We start from the raw sequence: 18,739 nt of genomic DNA on the forward strand, positions 1-18,739 counted from the left end.
CCGGTTCGGGGGCCTGGATGCTCACGCGGGAGGAAGACGTGGATGCTCATGCATTGTGTCGTCAGGGATGGACAATTCCAGCGATCGCCCGGCACCTGGGCCGGGACCGCAAGATGATCCGGGAATTCCGAACAGCGAGCGCGTTCCGGGGCAGCGTCGTCAGGCGCCGGGTACGTTCCTGCCCCTGCCCGGGACTCTTCGCTGTGGAGCGATGATGTGTGGGTGGTCGACTCCGCCCCGGTCGGCTGCGGCTGTTCCCGGGAGACCGCCAAGCGTTCGGACCTGGCCGACTGGGTCCCGTACGGCTACTGCGCGTCGCACTCCCGGTAGTACTGGGGCCTGCGCCTGCACCTGGTGTGCACGCTTGGCGGCCTGCCAATACTGTTCGCCCTTACCGGCGCGAAGGCAGACGAACGCGAGACTCTGCGCGACATGCTCGTTACCGCACCAGAGACCCAGGCCAGTCATCCACGACAGACGATCATCGGCGACAAGTACTGCCACGGCCGCGAGTTCGAGCACGAACTCACCGAACGTGACCTGAGGCAGCTGCGACCTGCCCGCAAAGGCGGGCCCGAGCGGCCCGATGCGCACCTGTTCAAACCACTCCGGCAAGTCATCCAGTCGATCAACCAAACCCTCAAGGGCCAACTCGACCTGGAACGACACGGCGGCATGACCCCGGCCGGGGTGACCGGCCGGGTCCTCATGCGCATCCTCGCGTCAACCGCTGCGGTCTGTCATAACGACAAACAGGGCATCTCGTCAAGCGGTCACTGACCGCCTACGATCACTGACCGCAACGAAAGCCCTTGGACTCATTCATCTAACGATCCTCGCAGGCCCCGAAATCGAGCCAGCTGATCTTGGGTCCGGACCAGCCCGACCACCCATCGGAGCCGGTCTCTTCATCGCTCACAGAGACCCCGCCCCGGTCCTGCCGACCGATATAGCGAGAAGCGGTGCCGTCCCCGCCCGACTGGACGACCTGGAGCTCGGCGCGGCCGTCGCGATCGGTGTCGGTGGCCCGCACCGCGTACACGAACGCCGAGCCACCTATGCGGATGGTGGCGGTCTGGTCACTGCTCAAGTCGCGGGCGAGAGGCCCGTAGTGCACCTCATGCACCACCATGTTGTGCTGCGTGGTGTCGCCCGCGTCGCGCTGACTGTAGAAGAGAGCCAGATCGAGGTACCCGTCGCCATCGAAGTCACCGAAGGTTCCCCGGGTCGCCATGTCTTCCTTCGGTGCGCCTTGCAGCCTCTGCCAGAGCCCGCGGGCCTCGCTGACGCCGACAGTGGTGCGGATATGGCCTCGGTGGAAGACCACTGAACTGGTGCCGTCGCGGCGCTGGTCATGGATCTCGTCCAGTTGTCCGTCCGCATCCACGTCGGCGCGCAGGCTTTTGCTGTCGACAGCGCATATGGCCATGGGTGCATGGTCACCCGGTTCGGGCCCGGTACCCAGCAGAAGCCATAAGCCTCCGGCGACCACGACGAGACCGGCTCCGGCAGCCGTGGCGAGCCGCCGACGACGACGCGTGCGCCGTCGGCGCAGCGACGCGAGCTCACCCGCAAGCGTAGATCGCTTCGGGGCGGCAGAGAACGGCATGGCCGAACCGTAGATGAATGAGAAGCCGTATCTCAACCGATCTTGGAACATGACCACTCGGCCGCTCAGCGGTGGTGGCACACGGTCCTCGACGGGCTGAGTGTTCCGCAGGCCCAGTCCGGGGTCGACAGACGCCTCAACGCCGTTGGCCTGAAACTCCCACGGGTCGGCGGTCACCGGCTTCAGTAGGACGGCACCGCGCTGGGCCACCCTCAACTGGGATGTCACCGGCACACCTTCCTCGCAGCTAACCAATCACCATTGCGGAGGCTCCCCTGGCAGGACCTGCCTGACCGGCACTGACGCAAGTGCCCGGCGACCTTCGATCGCCGGGCACTTGCGTCAGTTCACCAGCCGGAACCGTTGGATGCCTGGTCTCGCCAGCGGCGTCTGCTGGCGGATCACCTTGTCATGGGCGGCGGACCCGATTCTCGCTCCCATGGTGCGGCGACCATCGGCCGTCTCGATCACTGCCGGCCGGGTCGCGGCTCGCAATACAGTCCAGATCAGCCGTGTCTGTTCGGCGAGGGTCCGATGCATTTCCGGTCCGACTTCGGGCTCGAACCACCGCACTGCGAGTCGCCCGCTCTCGAAGAACTCGCCCTGTTCATCCGTCCTGAGACGTGAACAAAGCAGCTGGACGACGGCTCCTATCGGCGGTCCGCACGGCGCGCTGACGCCTGGAGCTGGAATGATCGTTGGCGGCAGGGAGGCGCCTGCCGGGAGGCCGAGAAACGCTTGCGTGCTACCGCGGCTCAGCGCGGACTCGATCGAGGACTGCAGGTGCACTTGGTGCAAACCAAGCGGCCCCGGGTGACTGCAATGCCATCCGGATGCGGGAAGCACCTCGGCAATCCGTTGCCCCAGAACCACCTCATCAGCCGGCATGAGCCATGTGTCCGTCGTTTTCGTGCGAGACCCCGCGATTGCCATGAGGTTGCCAGGGGACTGTGATCTCGCGGACCAGCCTCTGCTTGATAGCCCAGTAGAGACACCGGCCGACATGACCTACCGCGACGCGGCCAAGGAAGTGCTGTTCCGGATGCGGCTGATGCACCCCGAAATCACCGTCGTCTGGGCCGACTCCGGCTACGCTGGAAGGTTCGTGACCTGGGCGAAAAGCACCTCGGTCTGACGCTCAGACGACCGCCGAACACACCGGGGTTCGTCATCCTGCCCCGCCGTTGGTGGTCGCACGGTCGCTCGCCTGGAGCATGCACGCCCGCAGGCACACACGCACGCGACTACGAACGGCTTATCCAGCACTGTGAGTTGCTGATCACCTGGGCCGCGACTACGCTCATTACCAGGTGAATCACCCGCAGAGGCGGGCAAACGGCATCTCGCGAAGCGCAACGAGACTGATCATTCTGAGGGTGGCGATCGCCACCGCCTCCCGCTCCTCGGTCCAGAGTTATAGCGGGCCCAGCACCTCACTGGGTACGGCTGCCAACTCAAGGGTTTCGAGCACAGTGAGCAACTGCCGTTCCTCGTAGCGGAAGTGGCTCTCCATGATCGCGGCGATACCTACGAGGTGATGGTCAAGCTCCTCAGGCGGCGCGGCCCGGTCGACCGCGGTACGAAGGCCGCCGATCAGGTGGGCGATCATCGAATGATCCTGTTCAAGCGAGCGCAGCACAGGGCGCAGCTCGGGGTGCGCAGCCGCGATGGCCGGGAACAGAGTACGGTCTTCGCCCTGGTGGTGGCTGTCGAGAGCCGTGCAGAAGCCGTGGCAGTACAGCAGCAGTTCCCGGGTGGCCGCCTCACCGGGAGTGCCGTCGGCAAGGGAGGCGCGGGTCACGGACAGCGCTTCCCGTAGTCGGCGGTGCACCTCACGGAGTTCTTGGCTCCAGGCGACGAGCCTGGTCGTCTCGCGCTCAGTCATGCGAGAGGGAAGGGTGCAACGAGTACATCGTCGACCTCCTTCGATCCGGCGCCTCCATGCCTGACACGGTCTGCCACCGGCACGCGACGCTTCCCACACACTACCGCGCCTGACGATGCGACGTGGTGGTTCGGGACGGGGTCACCTGCTCCGCGCTCGTGGGCCACCTGTCGGTGGTCGAGCCGAAGCGGTTGCCCAGCTCCTGGGTGAAGTGGGAGGGGCCCTGACCCTGAATCCTGAACACGGATATGCAGTTGGTGCCAGCGTAGTTGGTCTGAGTTGAAGGGTGTTCCCGGAGGCGATCGGTGATCGCTGTCCGAGGCGGGAGTGCGGCGTGGGTGTTGGAGCGGGGGAGCCATCTGAAGGCGTCGAGTCGGCCTCGCGCTCGTTGGGCCGGCTCTTTCGTCCTTGCAGGGTCCCGCGTTTGAAGGTCGCGTTGAAGGGCTCGGCGAGTGCCTTGTCCGCGCTGGATCCGACCGCGCTCATGCTTCGCCGAACCTCTGCTGACCTGCAGGCTTGGGCGAAGGCCCTGCTCGTGTACTGCTCCGGTTCAAGGAGTCGTTGCGACACTGCCTGTCAACGAGCGTAGTTGTTCGGTGGATTCCTCGCCGGGTGGCGTCCTGTCGAGGGTCTTGTGGGGTCGACCATTCAGGGTGAGTGCGACGGCGTCGCGGTCGGTGCAGGCCCGGCCGGTGCGGAGGCAGGCTGTCAGCTCGCGCTTCAGCCCTCCGCGCCCTGGACGTAGTGGGCCTGTGGATCGCCTTGTGGGAGATGCACATCGTCTCATCGTGGAGGGAAACGACCGGGGAGGCGGCGGGCGATCTGTTCCGGGCTCCAGGAGGTTGCCCTGCGCCGGTCCTGGCGCTGGTCGTGCCGCCGCCGGATCCACCGCGTCTGCGGTCCTTCGACCGTGCTGCCGTCCGTGGCGGTGACCGAACCTGCGAGCCGGTTCTGCACGTACTCATGAGCGTTCATTCGGGGCCGACTTGTACGTCCTGGGGCGGCGGGCCTGCCAGTCGGCGTGCCACTCCGCGACCGAGGCCGATAGTCCAGACGCCCACATCGGTCGCAGTATTGATTGCGCCGCAGTTGCCGGAGGCCGTCCCGGCGACCTCAATGGTGGCCGCCCAGCCCGCAGCGCCTCCCGTGCTCGTCCCGGTGCCACAACCCCCTCCTCGATGAGTGAGGTGTTGCGACGACCACTTGAATCCGCCTGGTTTACCGGCACCCGGGGCTCGCGACGCCGTTAATGGTGTCGATCGGCGGCGCGGCCGTTCTCGCGGCATGCATAGTCGCCATTGCTGTTCGATGGCGGGCAAGCCCCGTCCTGGGCCGGGCATGCTGGGCTTGCCCACCGCGCGGGCAAGCCCCGTCCTGGGCCGGGCATGCTGGGCTTGCCCACCGCGCGGGCAAGCCCAGCACCGGTCCCGGTCTCGGGGTCCGTCCGGGGCTCGCCGGCCACACGCCAGGGGCGGCCCCTCGTCTGCTCCCACCAGGGCAGAGGCGCATCAGCGGCTTCGTCCAGTTCTTTTGGTTCTGGCTCACTTTCCGTGGAGTATGCACCCTGAGTCACGGTTGTCGGGTGAGTGGGCCCTGGGGGAAGTTGCCCGGAATATCGGCCAGTACCCCCATCGGTGAGCAGGGCGCCTCACCTCTGATGCTGATGGCGAAGTCCCGGCACAAGAAGCCCGAGAACGTCCGCCGGCACTTCAAGCCGTCCCCGGAGGCGATTGCGGTGCTGACCAGCCTGCTCGCACCCGGGGGCGGTCGTACCAGGTGATGAGCACCGGTGGCATGGCTGTCCAGCGGGCTCGTGGCGCCGGGCCAGCCGGTCCGGCATAACCTACCAAGAAGATTCAAACAGTACTATTCGTTCAAAAATTCAATAGATGGGGCAAGGTCGCTGCTTGACTGGCGCATGTGCTGGTGGCGTGGCCGTCGAGTCGAGGAGTGCCCATGACCGAAGAGGTGCTGGCGAGCTGGAAGGACGGCCCAGCCCGCCGAGTGATCTTGGACTTCGTCCAAGCGGCGACGACGCCGGGGGCGTCATTCGTCGAGGTAGCCGACCGGATCGCCACGTTCGACAACGACGGCACGCTATGGGTCGAACAGCCGCTGCCCCCGCAGTTCGACTTCGTGTTCCGCAGGTGGGGGAAAGAGGTGGAGGCCGCCCCGAACCTCGCCGACCGGCAGCCGTACAAGGAGTTGATCGAACGGGACCAGGGGTTCTTCGAGGGTCTGGCGACGCAGGAACCGCAGGTGGTGTCGACCCTGATGGAGGCGTTCGCCCGCTCGTGGGCCGGCACGACACCGGAGGAGTTCGACGCGCAGGTGCGCGAGTGGATGAGGACGGTGAAGCAGCCGAAGCTCGGCGTCCCCTACGTCGAGCTGGTCTACCGCCCGATGCTGGAGCTGTTCGACCTCCTGCACGCGCACGACTTCCGGGTGTTCGTGTGCTCAGGCGGCGGCCGCGACTTCATGCACGTCTTCGCGGAGGAGACCTGGGGGATCCCCAAGGAAAACGTCATCGGCTCGGCAGCCGCGTACACCTACGCCGACGGGAAGCTCGTCCGCTCCCACGAGCTGCTCTGCGACCTGGACCTGGGGGCGGGTAAACCCGAACACATCTTCGCCCACACCGGCCGGCTGCCCGTCCTCGCGGGCGGCAACGCCGACGTGGACATTCAGATGCTCCAGAGCGCCCGCTTCGCGCTGCTCGTCAACCACGTCGACGAACAGCGCGAGTTTGCCTATACCAAGGGCGCCGAGACCTCGCTCACGAAGGCCGAAGAGCTCGGCTGGACCGTCGTGAGCATGAAGAACGACTGGACGACCGTGTTCTGACCAGGAGGACCTGTGAGTGACCTGACCGCCATCGACGTCCTCGTGAACCCGGACGAGCACACCCTCCGGCACGCCCGTGCCTGGAATGCCCGGATGCGCGAGGGCATCCCAGGCGGCTTCGCCCTGGACGCCTCCCACCAACCGCACATCACCACCCTCCAGCGCTACGTGAGCACCGCCGAGCTGGACGACGTCCACGCCGCCATCGATGACGTCCTGGCCGCGACCGACATGGGTGCGCTCTCATACCGGGCGGTGGCAATCAAGCACGCCGACTGGGGAGTGCCCGGCCAGGGAATCGCGGTCGTCCTCGTCCAGCCAAGCGAGCAGGTGCTCGACTTCCAGGCTGCCCTGCTCACCGCCATCACTCCCTTCACTGAGTCCGGCGGCACGTCCGCCGCCTTCGTCACCGACCCGGGCGAGGACATCTGCCAGAGCACCCTCGACTGGGTCGAGCACTACGTGCCCGCCCAGATCGGGCCCGGGAAGTACACGGCCCACATCACTGTCGGGTTCGCCGGCCTCGACGACCTGGAGGCCATTGAGGCCGAGCCGTTCAACGCCTTCGACGTCCACCCGGCTGCCGTCGCCGTCTACCAGCTCGGCAACAGCGGAGCCGCCCGCAGACTCCTCACGAGCTGGACCATCCCGCGCTGACGGCAGGTCCGGCGGACCGGGGCCGGGAGGCGACGTCAGGGACGTGCCAGCTCTCAGCCCACCTCGGCAACGGCAGGGTCGCGCAGGGGCCGCATTCCGGCGGGCAGGTCGGGGAGTTGGAATGAGTACCGTCCCATCATGCTGACATGGCGTCGGATGAGGGGGGAGAGGCGGGCAACGTCCTCGTCGCGGACGTCGAAGCCGTCAGCGCGGAGTTGGGTGACAGCGGAGACCATGTACCGCGTGTCGAACAGCACCAGCGCGTTCAGTACCAGGCCGAGCGCGCCGATTCGGTCCCCCATGCCATCCTGGTAGCGCTGGTAGAGCTGACCGGCCCGGCCGTGAAGGATCTTCGCGCGAGCGCGTGCCGCCCTTCTTGGAGGTTGGCCTGCACCTTGATCTGGCGGCGGTATCCGGGACGGCGAGGCTCCGGGCCCCGCCAGAAGCATGCGGCGAAGGCGTGCTGAACTGGGGACCGACGCCCGCGAATTGACGGGGTGGGGCGTCTGGTCCGCGCTGCTCGCCTCCCGCCTACGCGCCGCCGAGCCCGAGGGTGGCCGATGGATCGTCGCGGAGACCGGAGCGGAGGGCCCCGGCGAGCACAACCCGCCCCTGCACAACGTGCTTCGCACCGGCTTCGAGCCGATGTACGACCGTACTCTGGCTGACTCGAGCCTCGGTCTCGTGGCACAAGGAACGGGCAGGACCACCGCCCAAGGCACTTCACCCGCGCAGGGCAAAGCCCGACAGGGGTTCCGACTACTGACCAGTGCCCGAGACGATCCATGGACCAGGAGGGGGCCGTGACCGCCTCCCTGAAGACATGCCGGCGTCGTGAGGCTGACCGACTCTGCCATCAGCTCGAGACCGAGCATGAGCCGCTGGGCAGCAAAGACGGCGCCTGCTGCGAGCTGCGAGACCCTGCAACACCTGTGGGATCTCAGATCGGTTGGCCGAATCTGACGGTCGGTGGCCATTGCGTGGCCGATCGGCCACGGAGCTGAGGCTGGCTGGGTAGCCTGTCAACTCGTTGGAAGCAGCCACACGTGGGACAGGTCCTCGGCATTGGGCAGTGTCTTGGTGGCGCGGCCAGCCTGCCACTGGTCCGTGTTAGGGATACGCATAAACCCTTCTTGCTGTCCCAGTCAGTGTTCGCCGTCGGTGTGACGAAGCTGTTGAGGGCCTGGAGTGGTCAGCTGCTTCGCTTGACCTGTTGCGCTCAGCCGCTCCGTGACGGACGCCCCGACGGCTGCGAGCCGCTGTGTGATCCGGTCGAACAAGTCCGTCAGAGGCGCACCGACGTCCTGGCCGAACTGAGTCAGCCCGTAGGTGACTTGGGGTGGCGTCGTCGGCTCGACCTTCCGCCAGACCAGGTCGTCCTGGACCAGTGCGCGCAGTGTCTGAGCGAGCATCTTCTCGCTGATGCCCTGGATGCTGTCGCGCAGCTCGTAGAACCGTAGGTCGGTGCTCCGCAACGAGATCAGCACCCAGATTCCCCACCTGCTGGTCACGTGGTCGACCACGTCGCGTGCAGGGCAGTCGGTGTGAAACACCTCATACCGCTTGCCCGCCTCAGCTTGCGTCAGCTGCGCACCTTCACTCATATCCGGAGCTTACCTCTGGGTATGTTCTTACGAAAAGTAAGCCCGCCTCCTAGCGTCAATTGCCGCAGTGCACAACGGACTAGGAGCTGAACATGATTGTGGTGACCGGAGCTACCGGGAATGTGGGCCGGCCTTTGACGCAGGCGCTGGCCAGCGCGGGGGAGCAGGTGACGGCGGTGTCACGGCACGCGGCGGAAGTGCCTGACGGGGTCCGGCACGTGCCGGCTGACTTGGCCGATCTGCAGGGCCTCACCCCTGCTTTGAACGGGGCGAAGGCGCTGTTCCTCCTGCTGTCCGGCGACCTGCACGCCCCCGAAGCCAGGCCGACCGACATCATCGACCTGGCCGCTGCCAGCGGGGTCCGCCGAGTCGTCCTGCTGTCTTCGCAAGGCGTGGCGACCAGGCCGCTCGGCCCGTCGCGGATCGCGATGCGCGCGGTGGAGGAGGCCTTGAGCGAGTCCGGCCTGGACTGGGCCGTCCTACGACCGGGCGGCTTCGCCTCCAACGCCTTGGCGTGGGCGGAGTCCGTCCGCACCCAAGGGACGGTCGCCGCACCCTTCGGCGATGTCGGGGTGCCGATCGTCGACCCGGCGGACATCGCCGAGGTCGCGGCGGCCTGCCTGCTGGACGACCGGCACACCGGCGGAATCTTCGAGCTGACCGGGCCCGAGGTGATCACGCCCCGTCAGCAGGCTGAGGCCATCGCCGCCGTGCTCGGCTCGCTGGTGCGGTTCCACGAACTCACCCGTGAGGAGGCCAAGGCCGCCATGACCCAGTTCGTGCCGCCTAAGCTCGCCGACGACACCCTGGACATCATCTCCGCCCCGAACCCCGCCGAACTGCGGATCAGCCCGGCCGTGGAGCGAGTCCTCGGTCGCGCTCCGCGCCGTTTCAACGACTGGGTCGCCCGTAACATCGCCGCTTTTCACTGAGGCACAACTCAGCTGAAGCGCCCGGGCAGCCCTGCGCGACTACGGCCGCACGGGGCTGCCCCGCAGCATCACCGCCCACCAACATTCAAAACTCAGAGCCGGAGCGACTGGCAGGGTCCAACTGGTCTCCTGCGCGGGGGATCCCTTAGCAGGGGAGCAGGGGAGCAGGGGAGCAGGGGAGCAGGGGAGGGAGTCGAGGATCTTCGGCTGTTTCGGTCCAGGTGCGCGGACGTCAGATTCCAGGGAGAGGGGCGATGGGGCCTTGGGCCTTGACCCTCGATGTTGGACGATCCTGAGGCTCTGAAGACGGACATCTTGGCTTTGTCGAGCAGTAGTGGTTCTGGCTCAACTTCGGCGCGATGGCGACTCTGAGTGACGGTTGGCGGCTGCAAGTTGACGCGAGAAGCAGACCGAAATCAGATCATGATCGTGGCGGTGGGGCTGACAGTCTCCTCGTCGAACATCGACGTGGCGACCCTCCACACCGTTGCCAGCTGCGAGTGGATCAAGCCAGCCGCTCCGCCTGATCGGGGACTTCGGCACCGGCAAGGTCTCAAGAATCGAGCACGGCGGCGACGCCCTCGATCTCGACGAGCTGGTCCTTGTAGCCGAGCACGGTGACGCCCATCAAGGTGCTGGGGACGTCATGGTCAGCGAACAAGTCCCGGACCACCTGCCAAGCAGCCACCAGGTCCTCCCGCCGGGCCGATGCGACGAGGACCCGGGTACTGATGACGTCCTGCAGTGACGCACCTGAGGCAGAGAGAGCGGCCTGCATGTTCTCCATGGCTTTCGCTGCCTGGCCTGCGTAATCCCCGATCGCTGCTGTGGAGCCGTCATCGTTCAGCGGACACGCCCCAGCGAGGAAGATCAGGCGGGACTCGGCGGGCGCAGTGGCCGCGTAGGCGTACTCGGCGACGTCGGACAGGGAGGCGGAGCGGATCAGAGTGATGGCACGAGCCACGGTTGGCGGGTCCTTTCCCATCGGATGCTGAGCTGGGACATTCTGCAACGGCCAGTTGGCTTCCGCTTTCCATTTTTTCGCCGCCCCACGGCCACGCCGTCATTTCTGCTCGACATTCCCACACCGGATGATCACCAACTGACTCCGGAACCCATCAGGAAGCGCTGTTCCTGGAGATCAACGTAGCCAGACATCTCGTGGTCATGACGAGCTACCCGCCCCAGTTCAAGGCGGACGCGGTCGCGCTGTACCAGTCGTGGCCCGAAGCGACGATCAGGTCGGGTCGCCGCCGCTCTGGGGATCAATCCGGAGACGCTGCGGAGCTGGGTCCGGGCTGCCGGAGCGGGTCGTCCCCGGGGACGACGTTGGCAGGAACCGGCCCAGTCGCCGGCCCTGTTGGAGGCGGAGAACGCGGCTCTGCGGAAGAAGGTCCGTGAGCTGGAGGAGGAGCGCAAGATCCTGCGCAAAGTGGTGAAGTACTTTGCCGGGGAGACGCGCTGGTGAACCGCTTCCGTCGCGTCGCCGACCATCAGCGCCGTTACGGCGTGAAGCGGCCGTGCAGCATTCTAGGCATCAGCTGCTCGAGCTGCTACTAATGGCGCCGGACGGCTGCAGACCGGGCTGCTTGGCAGGCGGCCGACGCGCGGCCGGCCGCCCGGATACAAGTAGTGCACCAGGAATCTGACGGCACCTACGGAGCCCGCGGCTCACCGCCGAGCTCCGCGAGACGAGCGTTGAGGCGGTCAACCACAAGCGTGTCGCCAGGATCATGCGGGCGTCCGAGGTCGAGGGAGTCCGGTTGCGGCGCCGGCACCGCACCACCGTTCCCGATCCGGTCGCGGACCGGGCGCCGGACCTGATCGGCCGCGATTTCACCGCCCCAGGCCCCGAACACGAAGTGCGCCGGCGACATCATCTACCTGATCTACCTGCCTGTCGGCGGCGGGAAGTTCTGGTATCTGGCGACCGTCATCGACCTCGCATCGCGGTGTCCGGCCGGGCTCCACTCCACAAGGCGTGCGGCATTCCGTCCTCCAGGCCCCCTGAGCGTGTGCGGGCAGTTGGGTCTCAGATTTCGCGGCACAGTCTCATCTCCGATGGCACATCGGCGGCACTTATGCCGTCTTCGTGAGATTCGCTGGTCGGGGTTCTCACCCGTGCGGGTGGCGGGGTTCCGGCCCGCTCCGCCCGTCAGCACCTGGCGGGCACCCTTGGCTGTACGCGGCGTTGCCCATCTAGCGGCGGACGCGATGGACGGTGTCCGTGGTGGAGGGACAGGCTCGCAAGCGCATCCCGGATTACATCTTGACCACTGAGCAGGGTCCGGTAGTGGTGGATGCGGAGCTGCACCGGCGGCTGTCCACCCCAGTGGTGGCGTTCACGTCCGCGTGGACCCGGCAGACGGTCGAGTCGCGTGACGGGCGCTCAGCGCCTCGTCTCGTACCTGGTCAGGATCACGCCGCAGGGAAGCGTCCGCGTCTCCACCAGGTTCAGGTTCACCCAGCTGTCCAGCGCGGTGAAGAACGGCGTGCCGACGCCCACCAGCACTGGCGCGGTGGCCAGCGCGTACTCGTCAATCAGCCCGGCCCGCATGGCCGCCCCGGCGAGCGTCGCGCCGCCGATGGCCATCGGGCCGCCGTCCTCGGCCTTGAGCCGGGTGATCTCGGCGACCGCGTCGCCGGTGACCAGGCGGGCGTTCCAGTCGACCTTGTCGACCGTCGAGGAGAACACCACCTTCGACATGTTCCGCCAGCGGCGCGCGAACTGGATCTCCGCCGCAGTGGCGTTGGGCTGCTGGTCGCCGGTCGGCCAGTAGGAACTCATCGTCTGCCACAGCTTGCGCCCGTACAGCGACAGGTCGGTCGCCTGCAACTGGTCGGACCAGAACTGGAACAGCTCGTCACTCGGCACGCTCCAGCCGATGTCGTCGCCGGGCGCGGCGATGTAGCCGTCCAGGGTCAGGTTCATGCCGTAGATCAGTTTCCGCATGGCGCCAGCCTTCCGTGAGTCGGTCTCCCGCGCACAGACCGGCGCGGCGCGGGAAACTCATCGGTGCGCGATCTGAGCTCGCATGTAGCCCTCGTGCTCGGTGACTCAGCGGCAGACTCATCGTTCCGCCGAGGAAATGGCATCGATCTGAGACTGATCTTGGATGACATCGCGGTGAGACAACAGAGAACCGGCAGAGAACCAGCAGGTCACAGAGGATCGACATGTCATCGACGGCGAGAACCTACACCGCGGGAACAGCACGCACCCGGAAGACCGGAGCGACTGACGGCAGATCACTCTGCCGCATCAGGTTCCTCCGACGTAGCGTCACAGGTAGGCGATGGCTGACCGGAAGTTCATCGCCTGGACCCGCGTGCGAGGCGGTTACTTCGGGGCGCCGTGGCGCAGGCCGTCAAAGAGGAGGGCGGTGATCTGCCGGGCCTCGATCAACCAGCCTTCCGTGGCGCGCATTCCGCAGACGCCGCCCAGGGCACGCAACAGGGTGGAGCCGGTGACGTCGTCGCGGACGGTGCCGGCCGCGCTGCCGGCTTCGAGCAGCAGGGAGAGAGCGTCGGCCATACGAGTGCGTGCGTCGTCAAAGACCGGTGAGTCCGTTGCCATGATGCCCTCCAGAACACTGGACATCCCCTTGCCCACCGCCGCGTGGTCCACGAGCAGCAGCAGGAAGCGCCGCAGTGCCTCCTCCGGAGCGTGATCGTCCAGCAGGTCGCCGGGTGCGGCACACAGGACGTCGACCTCTGTGCGGTAGACCTCCTCGATCAGCGCCTCGCGGGTTTCGAAGTGGCGGTAGAGCGTTCCGACGGCGACGCCGGCGCTGCGGGCGATGTCCTCCACGTGCGCGCTGGTGTCACCGCCGAGGAACGCCTGGCGGGCGGCGGACAGCAGTGCCTCCCGGTTACGGCGCGCGTCGGCGCGCAGCGGCCGTGATGCCGTCACAAGAACCTCCATAAGGTGAGTCCGGTTCCGTTTACGTGTACCGTTTCCGGAGTCCGGTTCATCTTACGGAAAAGAGATCACGTGCCCCTCACGGACAACAGCCTCGACGGCCTTCGGGTACTGGTCACCGGCGGCAGCCGGGGCCTGGGCGCGGCGACTGCGCGCCGCTTCGTCGCCGCGGGCGCGACCGTGCTGACGGCCTCCCGTAGCCGACCTGAGGAGGACAGCGGTGCCACATTCCTCGCGGTGGACCTCTCCACGCAGCAGGGTGTGGCCGAACTCGGCCACCGGGTCGTGGAGCAGGTGGGCGGCGTGGACGTGCTCGTGAACAACGCGGGCGCGGCGAGCGCCCCGGTGCCGACCCTGAGCCGGTCGGACGAATCCTGGCAGGCGGACCTGGGGATGAACCTTCTCAGCGCCGTGCGCCTGGACCGGGCCCTGGTGCCGGGAATGGTCGAGCGGGGCTCCGGCGTCGTCGTGCACGTCTCCTCGATCGCCAGCCAACTGCCTCAGCGCACCGAGGCCTCCTACGCCGCCGCCAAGGCCGCGCTCAACACCTACAGCCGCGAACTGGCCACCGAGGTCGGCGAGCGTGGGGTGCGCGTGGTCTGTGTCCTGCCCGGCTTCGTCGTCACCGGCGGTGCCACCGCCCACCTGAAACACATGGCAGAAAAGCAGGGCATCACCACCGAAGAGGTCACACAGCAGATCGTGGACCACCTGAAGGTCCCCATGGGCCGCCCCGGAGATCCCGAGGACGTCGCCGAGATGATCGCCTTCCTCGCCTCCGACCGCGCGAAGTGGCTCACCGGAGCGCAGTTCCGCGTCGACGGCGGCATCCTCCCGACCGTCTGAGTACACCGACGACACGAACAGGACACCCCATGCCCATCACCCTGACCTCCGTGATCATCGATGCCGCCGACATCGAGAAGGAGAGCTCCTTCTGGCACCGGCTGCTCGGCGGCTCCGTCACCCCCACGCCGACCCACCACTTCGTTCAGGCCCCGGTCTCCCGGTGATCGTCGTTCAGTCGGCCCCCGGACACACCGCCCCGAACTGGCCGGACGGCACCTCCCAGCAGATGCACCTCGACTTCGGTGTCGACGACCTCGCAACCGTCGACCGCACGGCCACCGAAGCCGGCGCCACCCGACTGCGACCCACCGACGAGGTCACCCCGGAAATCCGCACCGGCAGTCGTATCTACGCCAGCCCGGCCGGACACCCCTTCTGCCTGCGCTCGACCTGAGCCGGTCACCGTCCGCCGAGCCGGGCCTGTCGCCAAACGATGGCACCACTCAAGTGATCAACGCACCACCTACGTATGACTACGTGGTCGTGGCGGCGCAGGTGCGTGCTGCGATCTTGCCGAAGGCAGGAATCCCCAGGTGGATTGTCCGCTGAGTTGGGTTCGGCAGCTCCTTGGCACGCGCCCCGGTCGACACCCACACTGCCACGAGCGCCCTGTCACGATCATGCTTCAGCGCGTCGAACAAAGCATCCGGGATCAGGCGCGGAACATGGCTGGGCACCCGGGCGGGTAACGCCCTGCCGCTCACCCCGGAACGGTTCCATCCATGGTGAGTGTGAGGCTGGTCACGATGCCGAGAACCATCAAGGGGGGAAGGGATTGAGCAATGGCCTGTTGCCCGCCTCCCGATGAAAATCGTAGAACGTGCGCAGCACGGTCTTTATCTAGCGCTGCCAAGTCTTGATGCAGTTCACGCCCCTGTTGCTTGTTAAGGGAAATCAGGAATGTCGCTTGGGCGTCGACGCCCACGCGGGAACGGGGTTTGTGACGGATCTTGTGGGTCATCGCCGCATTTCAGAGGCACACCCGCGCTGTTCTGCCAGCGGTGAACACCGGCCCGACCGGGCTCGACGATCATTACAGTCCAGTCTCATGACGACGGTTACAACGCGCACGGTCGAGTACCCGGCCGACGGTCTGACGATGATCGGGCACCTCGCGCTCCCGGCCGGTGGCGACCGCCGGCCCGCGGTGCTGCTCGGACCAGAGGGCATGGGGCTCAGCGACGTCGAGCGCCGCCGGGCCGATGCTCTCGCCGAGCTGGGATACGTAGCGCTGGCCTTCGACCTTCACGGCGGGCGCTATTTGGGTGACCCCGAGGAGATGCTGGCCCGTTGCATGCCGCTGCTCGGCGACCCCGACCGGATGCGGGGCATCGGTCATGCGGCGCTCGACGTGTTGCGCGCCGAACCGCGGACCGACCCCGGCCGGATCGCCGCCGTCGGATACGGCACCGGGGGCGCCGTCGGGCTGGAACTCGGGCGCGATGGCGTCAACCTGCGCGCGATCGGGACAGTCAACGCACTGACCACGGGCCGACCGGGCGAGGCGGCGCGCATTCGCTGCCCGGTGTGGGCCGGGGTCGGGTCGGAAGACCCGATCATGCCGCCCGCGCAACGGGACGCGTTCACCGCCGAGATGCAGGCCGCGGGCGTCGACTGGCGCCTCGCGGTCTACGGCGGCGCCTTGCACGCCTTCCACCACCCGCCGGTCGACCACCCCGTGGTCCCCGGCGTCGGCTACCACCCACAGCACGCGAAGCGCGCCTGGCACGACGTCATCGACCTGCTCGCCGAGTGCTTGCCCGTAACGGAGTGATCTGGTCAGCAACCGCGATTCCGCGCCGCGAGCCAGGCCGGCAGACCGCCACCGGCTCCGGTTTGTAGGACATCACCGCAGCTCAGTGCGTTGTGGCAGAGGGAGTCCCTGTTCGATGAGCAGGGGCTTCCCTCGTGTGCGGGGTGTGATCGTGAAGGAGTAGGGGCAGGCAGCGGGCGGCTTGTTGTTGATCGAGGAGGTCGGTCACGCTCAACCCCGTAGATCCGGTTGGCGCCGCGTTCGATCTGGCACATAGCCGTGGTGACGTTCACCAGCGAAAGGCCAGTCCGAACCAGAGCGTGAGCTGCGAGCCCTCCCCGGCGCTCCGCCTGCTCCGGTCGAGAGCGTCGTCCACCACCTCGGCGCTCGGCCCCGCGGCGATGCGGTGGATGGTCAGTTCCGCCAGCCTTCCCACGTTCTCCGTATGCAGTGAGGCGGACAGCCCGACGAAGGCGATGACCAGCGGTATCACGGCGAGATCGGTCTGCAGGGCGAGCGCGCGGGAGTGGCTGAAACCGTCGGCGTAACGGAAGCGGACGAAGGAGTCACGCACCAGTGGCCAGCGACCGTAGCGCCGCAGCGACGCCAGTGCCTCGTCGGCGGAGAGTTCGTCACCCGCGATGTCGCGGGTCTGCGGGACGCGGGTCGCGGTTCCCATTCTCACTCACCCCCGGACGGCAGGAGCACGGTGAGGGCCCCGGGCTCGACTTCGGCGACGAGCCACCGGCCCGGTCGTACAGAATCTCCGTCGATCTCGCGCGGCTGCACCGGGGAGAAGCGGATTTCGGCGCGGCGGAAGGTGAAGTACTCCACGGGGGTGCCGGCGCCAGTGCCGGTCTCGGTGCCATTGACGGGCGGGAAGTTGCCCTGCGCGGAGGGGCGAGGTTGTTTCGGGCGGCCCCGCAGCAGTATCCCGATGACACGCAGCCAGCCGGTGGGCCCGTGCGGGTCGAAGACGGCGAGATCGAGTACCCCGTCGTCGGGTTCGGCAGCGGGGACGAGGGCGGTACCGCCCTGCACCTTGCCGATGTTGGCGAGGAGCACCGTGCGCGCGGTGCGGCGCAGGACCGGCCCGCTGTCGAGCCGGATCGACACGGCCATCCGAGGCGCTTGCAGACTGCGGACGCCGGCTACCACATAGGCGGGCCAGCCCAGAACGGACTTCGCGTGGTCTCCGGTGTTCTCCAGCATCGCAGCGTCCAGGCCGGCGCCGGACATGGCGGTGAAGCGGGTGGCCGGGAGCGAGTCGCCCTCGATCCGCCCCATATCGATCCGGTGCGCGCCACCCGAGAGCGCGGCGGCCAGAGAGTCTGCGGGTTCCAGCGGCAGCCCCAGGTTCCGGGCGAGCAGGTTGCCGGTGCCGCAAGGCACCACGGCCAGGGGCACCCCGGTGCCGGCCAGCGCGTCCGCCACGGTCCGTACCGTTCCGTCGCCACCGCAGACCACGACCAGAGACGCGCCTTCACGCACCGCTGCGGCGGCCTGGCCGCCGCCCGGATCGTCGGCAGTGGTGGCGACGAACTCCGCGGCACGGCGACCGTGTTGTTCCAGGACCAGCCGCAGGTGGTCGCGTTCCGCATCGCCCGTGACGGTCGGGTTGACGATGACGACGGTGTGGCCTGCGACGCGTTCGGAGCGTTGCTCCGCTGCCTCCAGCGCGACCTCCATGGCGTTCGACGGCGCAGGGGCGGGGCTGTGACCGTCGGTCATCAGGGCGCGGCCGACGATCAGGAGCGACAGGCCGCCGTTCAGCAGTCCGCCGACGACATCGGTGGGATGGTGCATCCCCCGGTAGAGCCGCGCGACCGCCACCAGCAACGGTACGAGAAGCAGCAGGCCGCCGACCGCCCTCCGCCAGGGCCCCCGGATGCGGGAGAGCGCCAGGACGGCGAGACCCGCGTAGAGCGCCGTGGCGGCACCCGTGTGGCCGGAGGTGTAACTGGCCGTCGGCGGCGAGGCGTCGAGGCGGTCCACATCCGGCCGGTCGCGGTCCACGGACGTGGAGATGACCAGGAACACCAGCGCCTGGAGCGAGACCGACACGGCGAGGAAGGCCGCCTCCCGCCACTTCGGCAGCCGGGGTATGAGGATCAGTCCCATACAGGCCAGGACGGTGACGATGATCACCGTGCCGGTGTTGCCGGCCTCCGACGCGATGAGTGACGCGTCGCTGAGGGCCCCTGTGCGTAGGCCCTCGAAACCCTCGTTGACATGGTCCTCGATGGTCAGTGGCCATCCTTCATTGGCGGGCCCGGTGATCAGGAGACCGAGCCCCACCATCAGGGCGGCCTGACAGACGGTCAGTACGCCGATCCGGACCGCGGCCGACCCGCTGCCGCTGGTCAGGGCGGGCGATCGTCCGGGGCGGAAGCCAGCAGGCGGTGCCGTGGTCGCTCGGACCGGTCTCTCGGGCAGGGCGGTAGGCATGGGGCTCCAAACTTTCGGCGTAGCAGGGCTGCTGTGGTGGCCGACTGATGGCTCGGACCTCCCGGTGCTCCGCCGTGTGCCCCGAAAGCCGTCCGTGTACGCGTACGCCTCCCGCCCCCCCCCACGTGCCGGTGGGGCGGAACTTCCGCGGTCGCCGTCGTTCGCCGGTGTGACGGTCGTGTGCCGGGATCGGAGCGCCCGTTCGACTGCCGAGATCCTGGGGCTGACCTGGGGCT

The 18,739-nt window shown here is 67.5% G+C and carries 14 protein-coding genes and 8 pseudogenes; 11 read left to right on the forward strand and 11 right to left on the reverse strand.

All coding sequences use genetic code 11. The annotated features are described in order from the left end of the window. Positions 1-186: 186 nt before the first annotated feature. A pseudogene (locus ACIOEW_RS31900) lies at positions 187-797 on the forward strand (transposase); the annotation flags it as partial. 29 nt (positions 798-826) lie between these two features. Here ACIOEW_RS31900 and ACIOEW_RS31905 read toward each other — a convergent pair. Together ACIOEW_RS31905 and ACIOEW_RS31910 are read right to left on the reverse strand one after the other, a co-directional pair. Then, on the reverse strand, positions 827-1,837 hold the full coding sequence (locus tag ACIOEW_RS31905; protein ID WP_401968026.1) for a hypothetical protein: 1,011 nt from the start codon (positions 1,835-1,837) through the stop codon (positions 827-829). Positions 1,838-1,951: 114 nt separating this feature from the next. Beyond that, entirely contained in the window at positions 1,952-2,497 is a 546-nt protein-coding gene (locus ACIOEW_RS31910) for a hypothetical protein (RefSeq protein ID WP_401968029.1), read from the reverse strand. Between the two features lie 103 nt (positions 2,498-2,600). On the opposite strand from ACIOEW_RS31910, the pseudogene ACIOEW_RS31915 reads away from it, so the two are divergent. Further along, positions 2,601-2,920, forward strand: a pseudogene (locus tag ACIOEW_RS31915) (IS5/IS1182 family transposase); the annotation flags it as partial. Positions 2,921-3,023: 103 nt separating this feature from the next. Here the strand turns inward: ACIOEW_RS31915 and ACIOEW_RS31920 are convergent. Then, the gene (locus ACIOEW_RS31920) at positions 3,024-3,494 is read right to left on the reverse strand and encodes a hemerythrin domain-containing protein (protein WP_362556349.1); all 471 of its coding nucleotides are present in this window, start codon (positions 3,492-3,494) and stop codon (positions 3,024-3,026) included. Positions 3,495-5,124: 1,630 nt separating this feature from the next. Here ACIOEW_RS31920 and ACIOEW_RS31925 point away from each other — a divergent pair. The 3 genes and pseudogenes from ACIOEW_RS31925 to ACIOEW_RS31935 form a co-directional block, all read left to right on the forward strand. Further along, positions 5,125-5,274: pseudogene (locus ACIOEW_RS31925) on the forward strand (site-specific integrase); the annotation flags it as partial. Positions 5,275-5,450: 176 nt separating this feature from the next. Further along, positions 5,451-6,338 carry an HAD family hydrolase gene (locus ACIOEW_RS31930; protein WP_401968031.1) on the forward strand — a complete coding sequence of 296 codons (888 nt, stop codon included), beginning with the start codon at positions 5,451-5,453 and terminating at the stop codon, positions 6,336-6,338. 12 nt (positions 6,339-6,350) lie between these two features. Continuing rightward, positions 6,351-6,995: a hypothetical protein gene (locus ACIOEW_RS31935; RefSeq protein ID WP_401968032.1), complete on the forward strand. Its 645-nt coding sequence runs from the start codon at positions 6,351-6,353 to the stop codon at positions 6,993-6,995. 53 nt (positions 6,996-7,048) lie between these two features. Here the strand turns inward: ACIOEW_RS31935 and ACIOEW_RS31940 are convergent. Next, positions 7,049-7,416, reverse strand: a pseudogene (locus ACIOEW_RS31940) (Tn3 family transposase); the annotation flags it as partial. Positions 7,417-8,140: 724 nt separating this feature from the next. Next, on the reverse strand, positions 8,141-8,599 hold the full coding sequence (locus ACIOEW_RS31945) for a helix-turn-helix domain-containing protein (RefSeq protein WP_362556355.1): 459 nt from the start codon (positions 8,597-8,599) through the stop codon (positions 8,141-8,143). Between the two features lie 92 nt (positions 8,600-8,691). On the opposite strand from ACIOEW_RS31945, the gene ACIOEW_RS31950 reads away from it, so the two are divergent. Then, positions 8,692-9,531: an SDR family oxidoreductase gene (locus ACIOEW_RS31950; RefSeq protein ID WP_401968036.1), complete on the forward strand. Its 840-nt coding sequence runs from the start codon at positions 8,692-8,694 to the stop codon at positions 9,529-9,531. A 553-nt stretch (positions 9,532-10,084) separates the two neighbouring features. Here ACIOEW_RS31950 and ACIOEW_RS31955 read toward each other — a convergent pair. After that, a complete protein-coding gene (locus ACIOEW_RS31955) occupies positions 10,085-10,495 on the reverse strand; it encodes a RidA family protein (protein WP_108154447.1) in 411 nt (136 codons plus the stop codon). A gap of 273 nt (positions 10,496-10,768) precedes the next feature. Here ACIOEW_RS31955 and ACIOEW_RS31960 point away from each other — a divergent pair. Beyond that, positions 10,769-10,999 (forward strand): annotated as a pseudogene (locus tag ACIOEW_RS31960) (transposase); the annotation flags it as partial. Positions 11,000-11,204: 205 nt separating this feature from the next. Further along, positions 11,205-11,627 (forward strand): annotated as a pseudogene (locus ACIOEW_RS31965) (hypothetical protein); the annotation flags it as partial. A gap of 293 nt (positions 11,628-11,920) precedes the next feature. On the opposite strand, the gene ACIOEW_RS31970 reads toward ACIOEW_RS31965, so the two are convergent. Together ACIOEW_RS31970 and ACIOEW_RS31975 are read right to left on the reverse strand one after the other, a co-directional pair. Next, the gene (locus ACIOEW_RS31970) at positions 11,921-12,484 is read right to left on the reverse strand and encodes a dihydrofolate reductase family protein (RefSeq protein ID WP_401968038.1); all 564 of its coding nucleotides are present in this window, start codon (positions 12,482-12,484) and stop codon (positions 11,921-11,923) included. 387 nt (positions 12,485-12,871) lie between these two features. After that, positions 12,872-13,444: a TetR/AcrR family transcriptional regulator gene (locus tag ACIOEW_RS31975; RefSeq protein ID WP_401968040.1), complete on the reverse strand. Its 573-nt coding sequence runs from the start codon at positions 13,442-13,444 to the stop codon at positions 12,872-12,874. An 81-nt stretch (positions 13,445-13,525) separates the two neighbouring features. Between ACIOEW_RS31975 and ACIOEW_RS31980 the strand changes: the two genes are divergently transcribed. Then, positions 13,526-14,299 carry an oxidoreductase gene (locus ACIOEW_RS31980; RefSeq protein ID WP_401968042.1) on the forward strand — a complete coding sequence of 258 codons (774 nt, stop codon included), beginning with the start codon at positions 13,526-13,528 and terminating at the stop codon, positions 14,297-14,299. A gap of 29 nt (positions 14,300-14,328) precedes the next feature. Beyond that, positions 14,329-14,696: pseudogene (locus tag ACIOEW_RS31985) on the forward strand (VOC family protein). Positions 14,697-15,002: 306 nt separating this feature from the next. Here ACIOEW_RS31985 and ACIOEW_RS31990 read toward each other — a convergent pair. Then, on the reverse strand, positions 15,003-15,263 hold the full coding sequence (locus ACIOEW_RS31990; protein WP_401968043.1) for a hypothetical protein: 261 nt from the start codon (positions 15,261-15,263) through the stop codon (positions 15,003-15,005). 87 nt (positions 15,264-15,350) lie between these two features. On the opposite strand from ACIOEW_RS31990, the gene ACIOEW_RS31995 reads away from it, so the two are divergent. Beyond that, positions 15,351-16,076: a dienelactone hydrolase family protein gene (locus ACIOEW_RS31995; protein WP_401968045.1), complete on the forward strand. Its 726-nt coding sequence runs from the start codon at positions 15,351-15,353 to the stop codon at positions 16,074-16,076. Between the two features lie 197 nt (positions 16,077-16,273). On the opposite strand, the pseudogene ACIOEW_RS32000 reads toward ACIOEW_RS31995, so the two are convergent. Continuing rightward, positions 16,274-16,734, reverse strand: a pseudogene (locus ACIOEW_RS32000) (YhjD/YihY/BrkB family envelope integrity protein); the annotation flags it as partial. Between the two features lie 2 nt (positions 16,735-16,736). Beyond that, entirely contained in the window at positions 16,737-18,503 is a 1,767-nt protein-coding gene (locus ACIOEW_RS32005) for a diacylglycerol kinase family protein (protein ID WP_401968047.1), read from the reverse strand. Positions 18,504-18,739: the final 236 nt, after the last annotated feature.

This window comes from Streptomyces sp. NPDC087901, assembly GCF_044742205.1.
Lineage (GTDB): Bacteria > Actinomycetota > Actinomycetes > Streptomycetales > Streptomycetaceae > Streptomyces.

Excerpts from the sequence above, each read along its gene's own strand:
- ACIOEW_RS31910 (WP_401968029.1), bottom strand. The coding sequence starts at position 2,497 with ATGCCGGCTGATGAGGTGGTTCTGGGGCAACGGATTGCCGAGGTGCTT.
- ACIOEW_RS31920 (WP_362556349.1), bottom strand. The coding sequence starts at position 3,494 with ATGACTGAGCGCGAGACGACCAGGCTCGTCGCCTGGAGCCAAGAACTC.
- ACIOEW_RS31930 (WP_401968031.1), top strand. The coding sequence starts at position 5,451 with ATGACCGAAGAGGTGCTGGCGAGCTGGAAGGACGGCCCAGCCCGCCGA.
- ACIOEW_RS31945 (WP_362556355.1), bottom strand. The coding sequence starts at position 8,599 with ATGAGTGAAGGTGCGCAGCTGACGCAAGCTGAGGCGGGCAAGCGGTAT.
- ACIOEW_RS31950 (WP_401968036.1), top strand. The coding sequence starts at position 8,692 with ATGATTGTGGTGACCGGAGCTACCGGGAATGTGGGCCGGCCTTTGACG.
- ACIOEW_RS31970 (WP_401968038.1), bottom strand. The coding sequence starts at position 12,484 with ATGCGGAAACTGATCTACGGCATGAACCTGACCCTGGACGGCTACATC.
- ACIOEW_RS31990 (WP_401968043.1), bottom strand. The coding sequence starts at position 15,263 with ATGACCCACAAGATCCGTCACAAACCCCGTTCCCGCGTGGGCGTCGAC.
- ACIOEW_RS31995 (WP_401968045.1), top strand. The coding sequence starts at position 15,351 with ATGACGACGGTTACAACGCGCACGGTCGAGTACCCGGCCGACGGTCTG.
- ACIOEW_RS32005 (WP_401968047.1), bottom strand. The coding sequence starts at position 18,503 with ATGCCTACCGCCCTGCCCGAGAGACCGGTCCGAGCGACCACGGCACCG.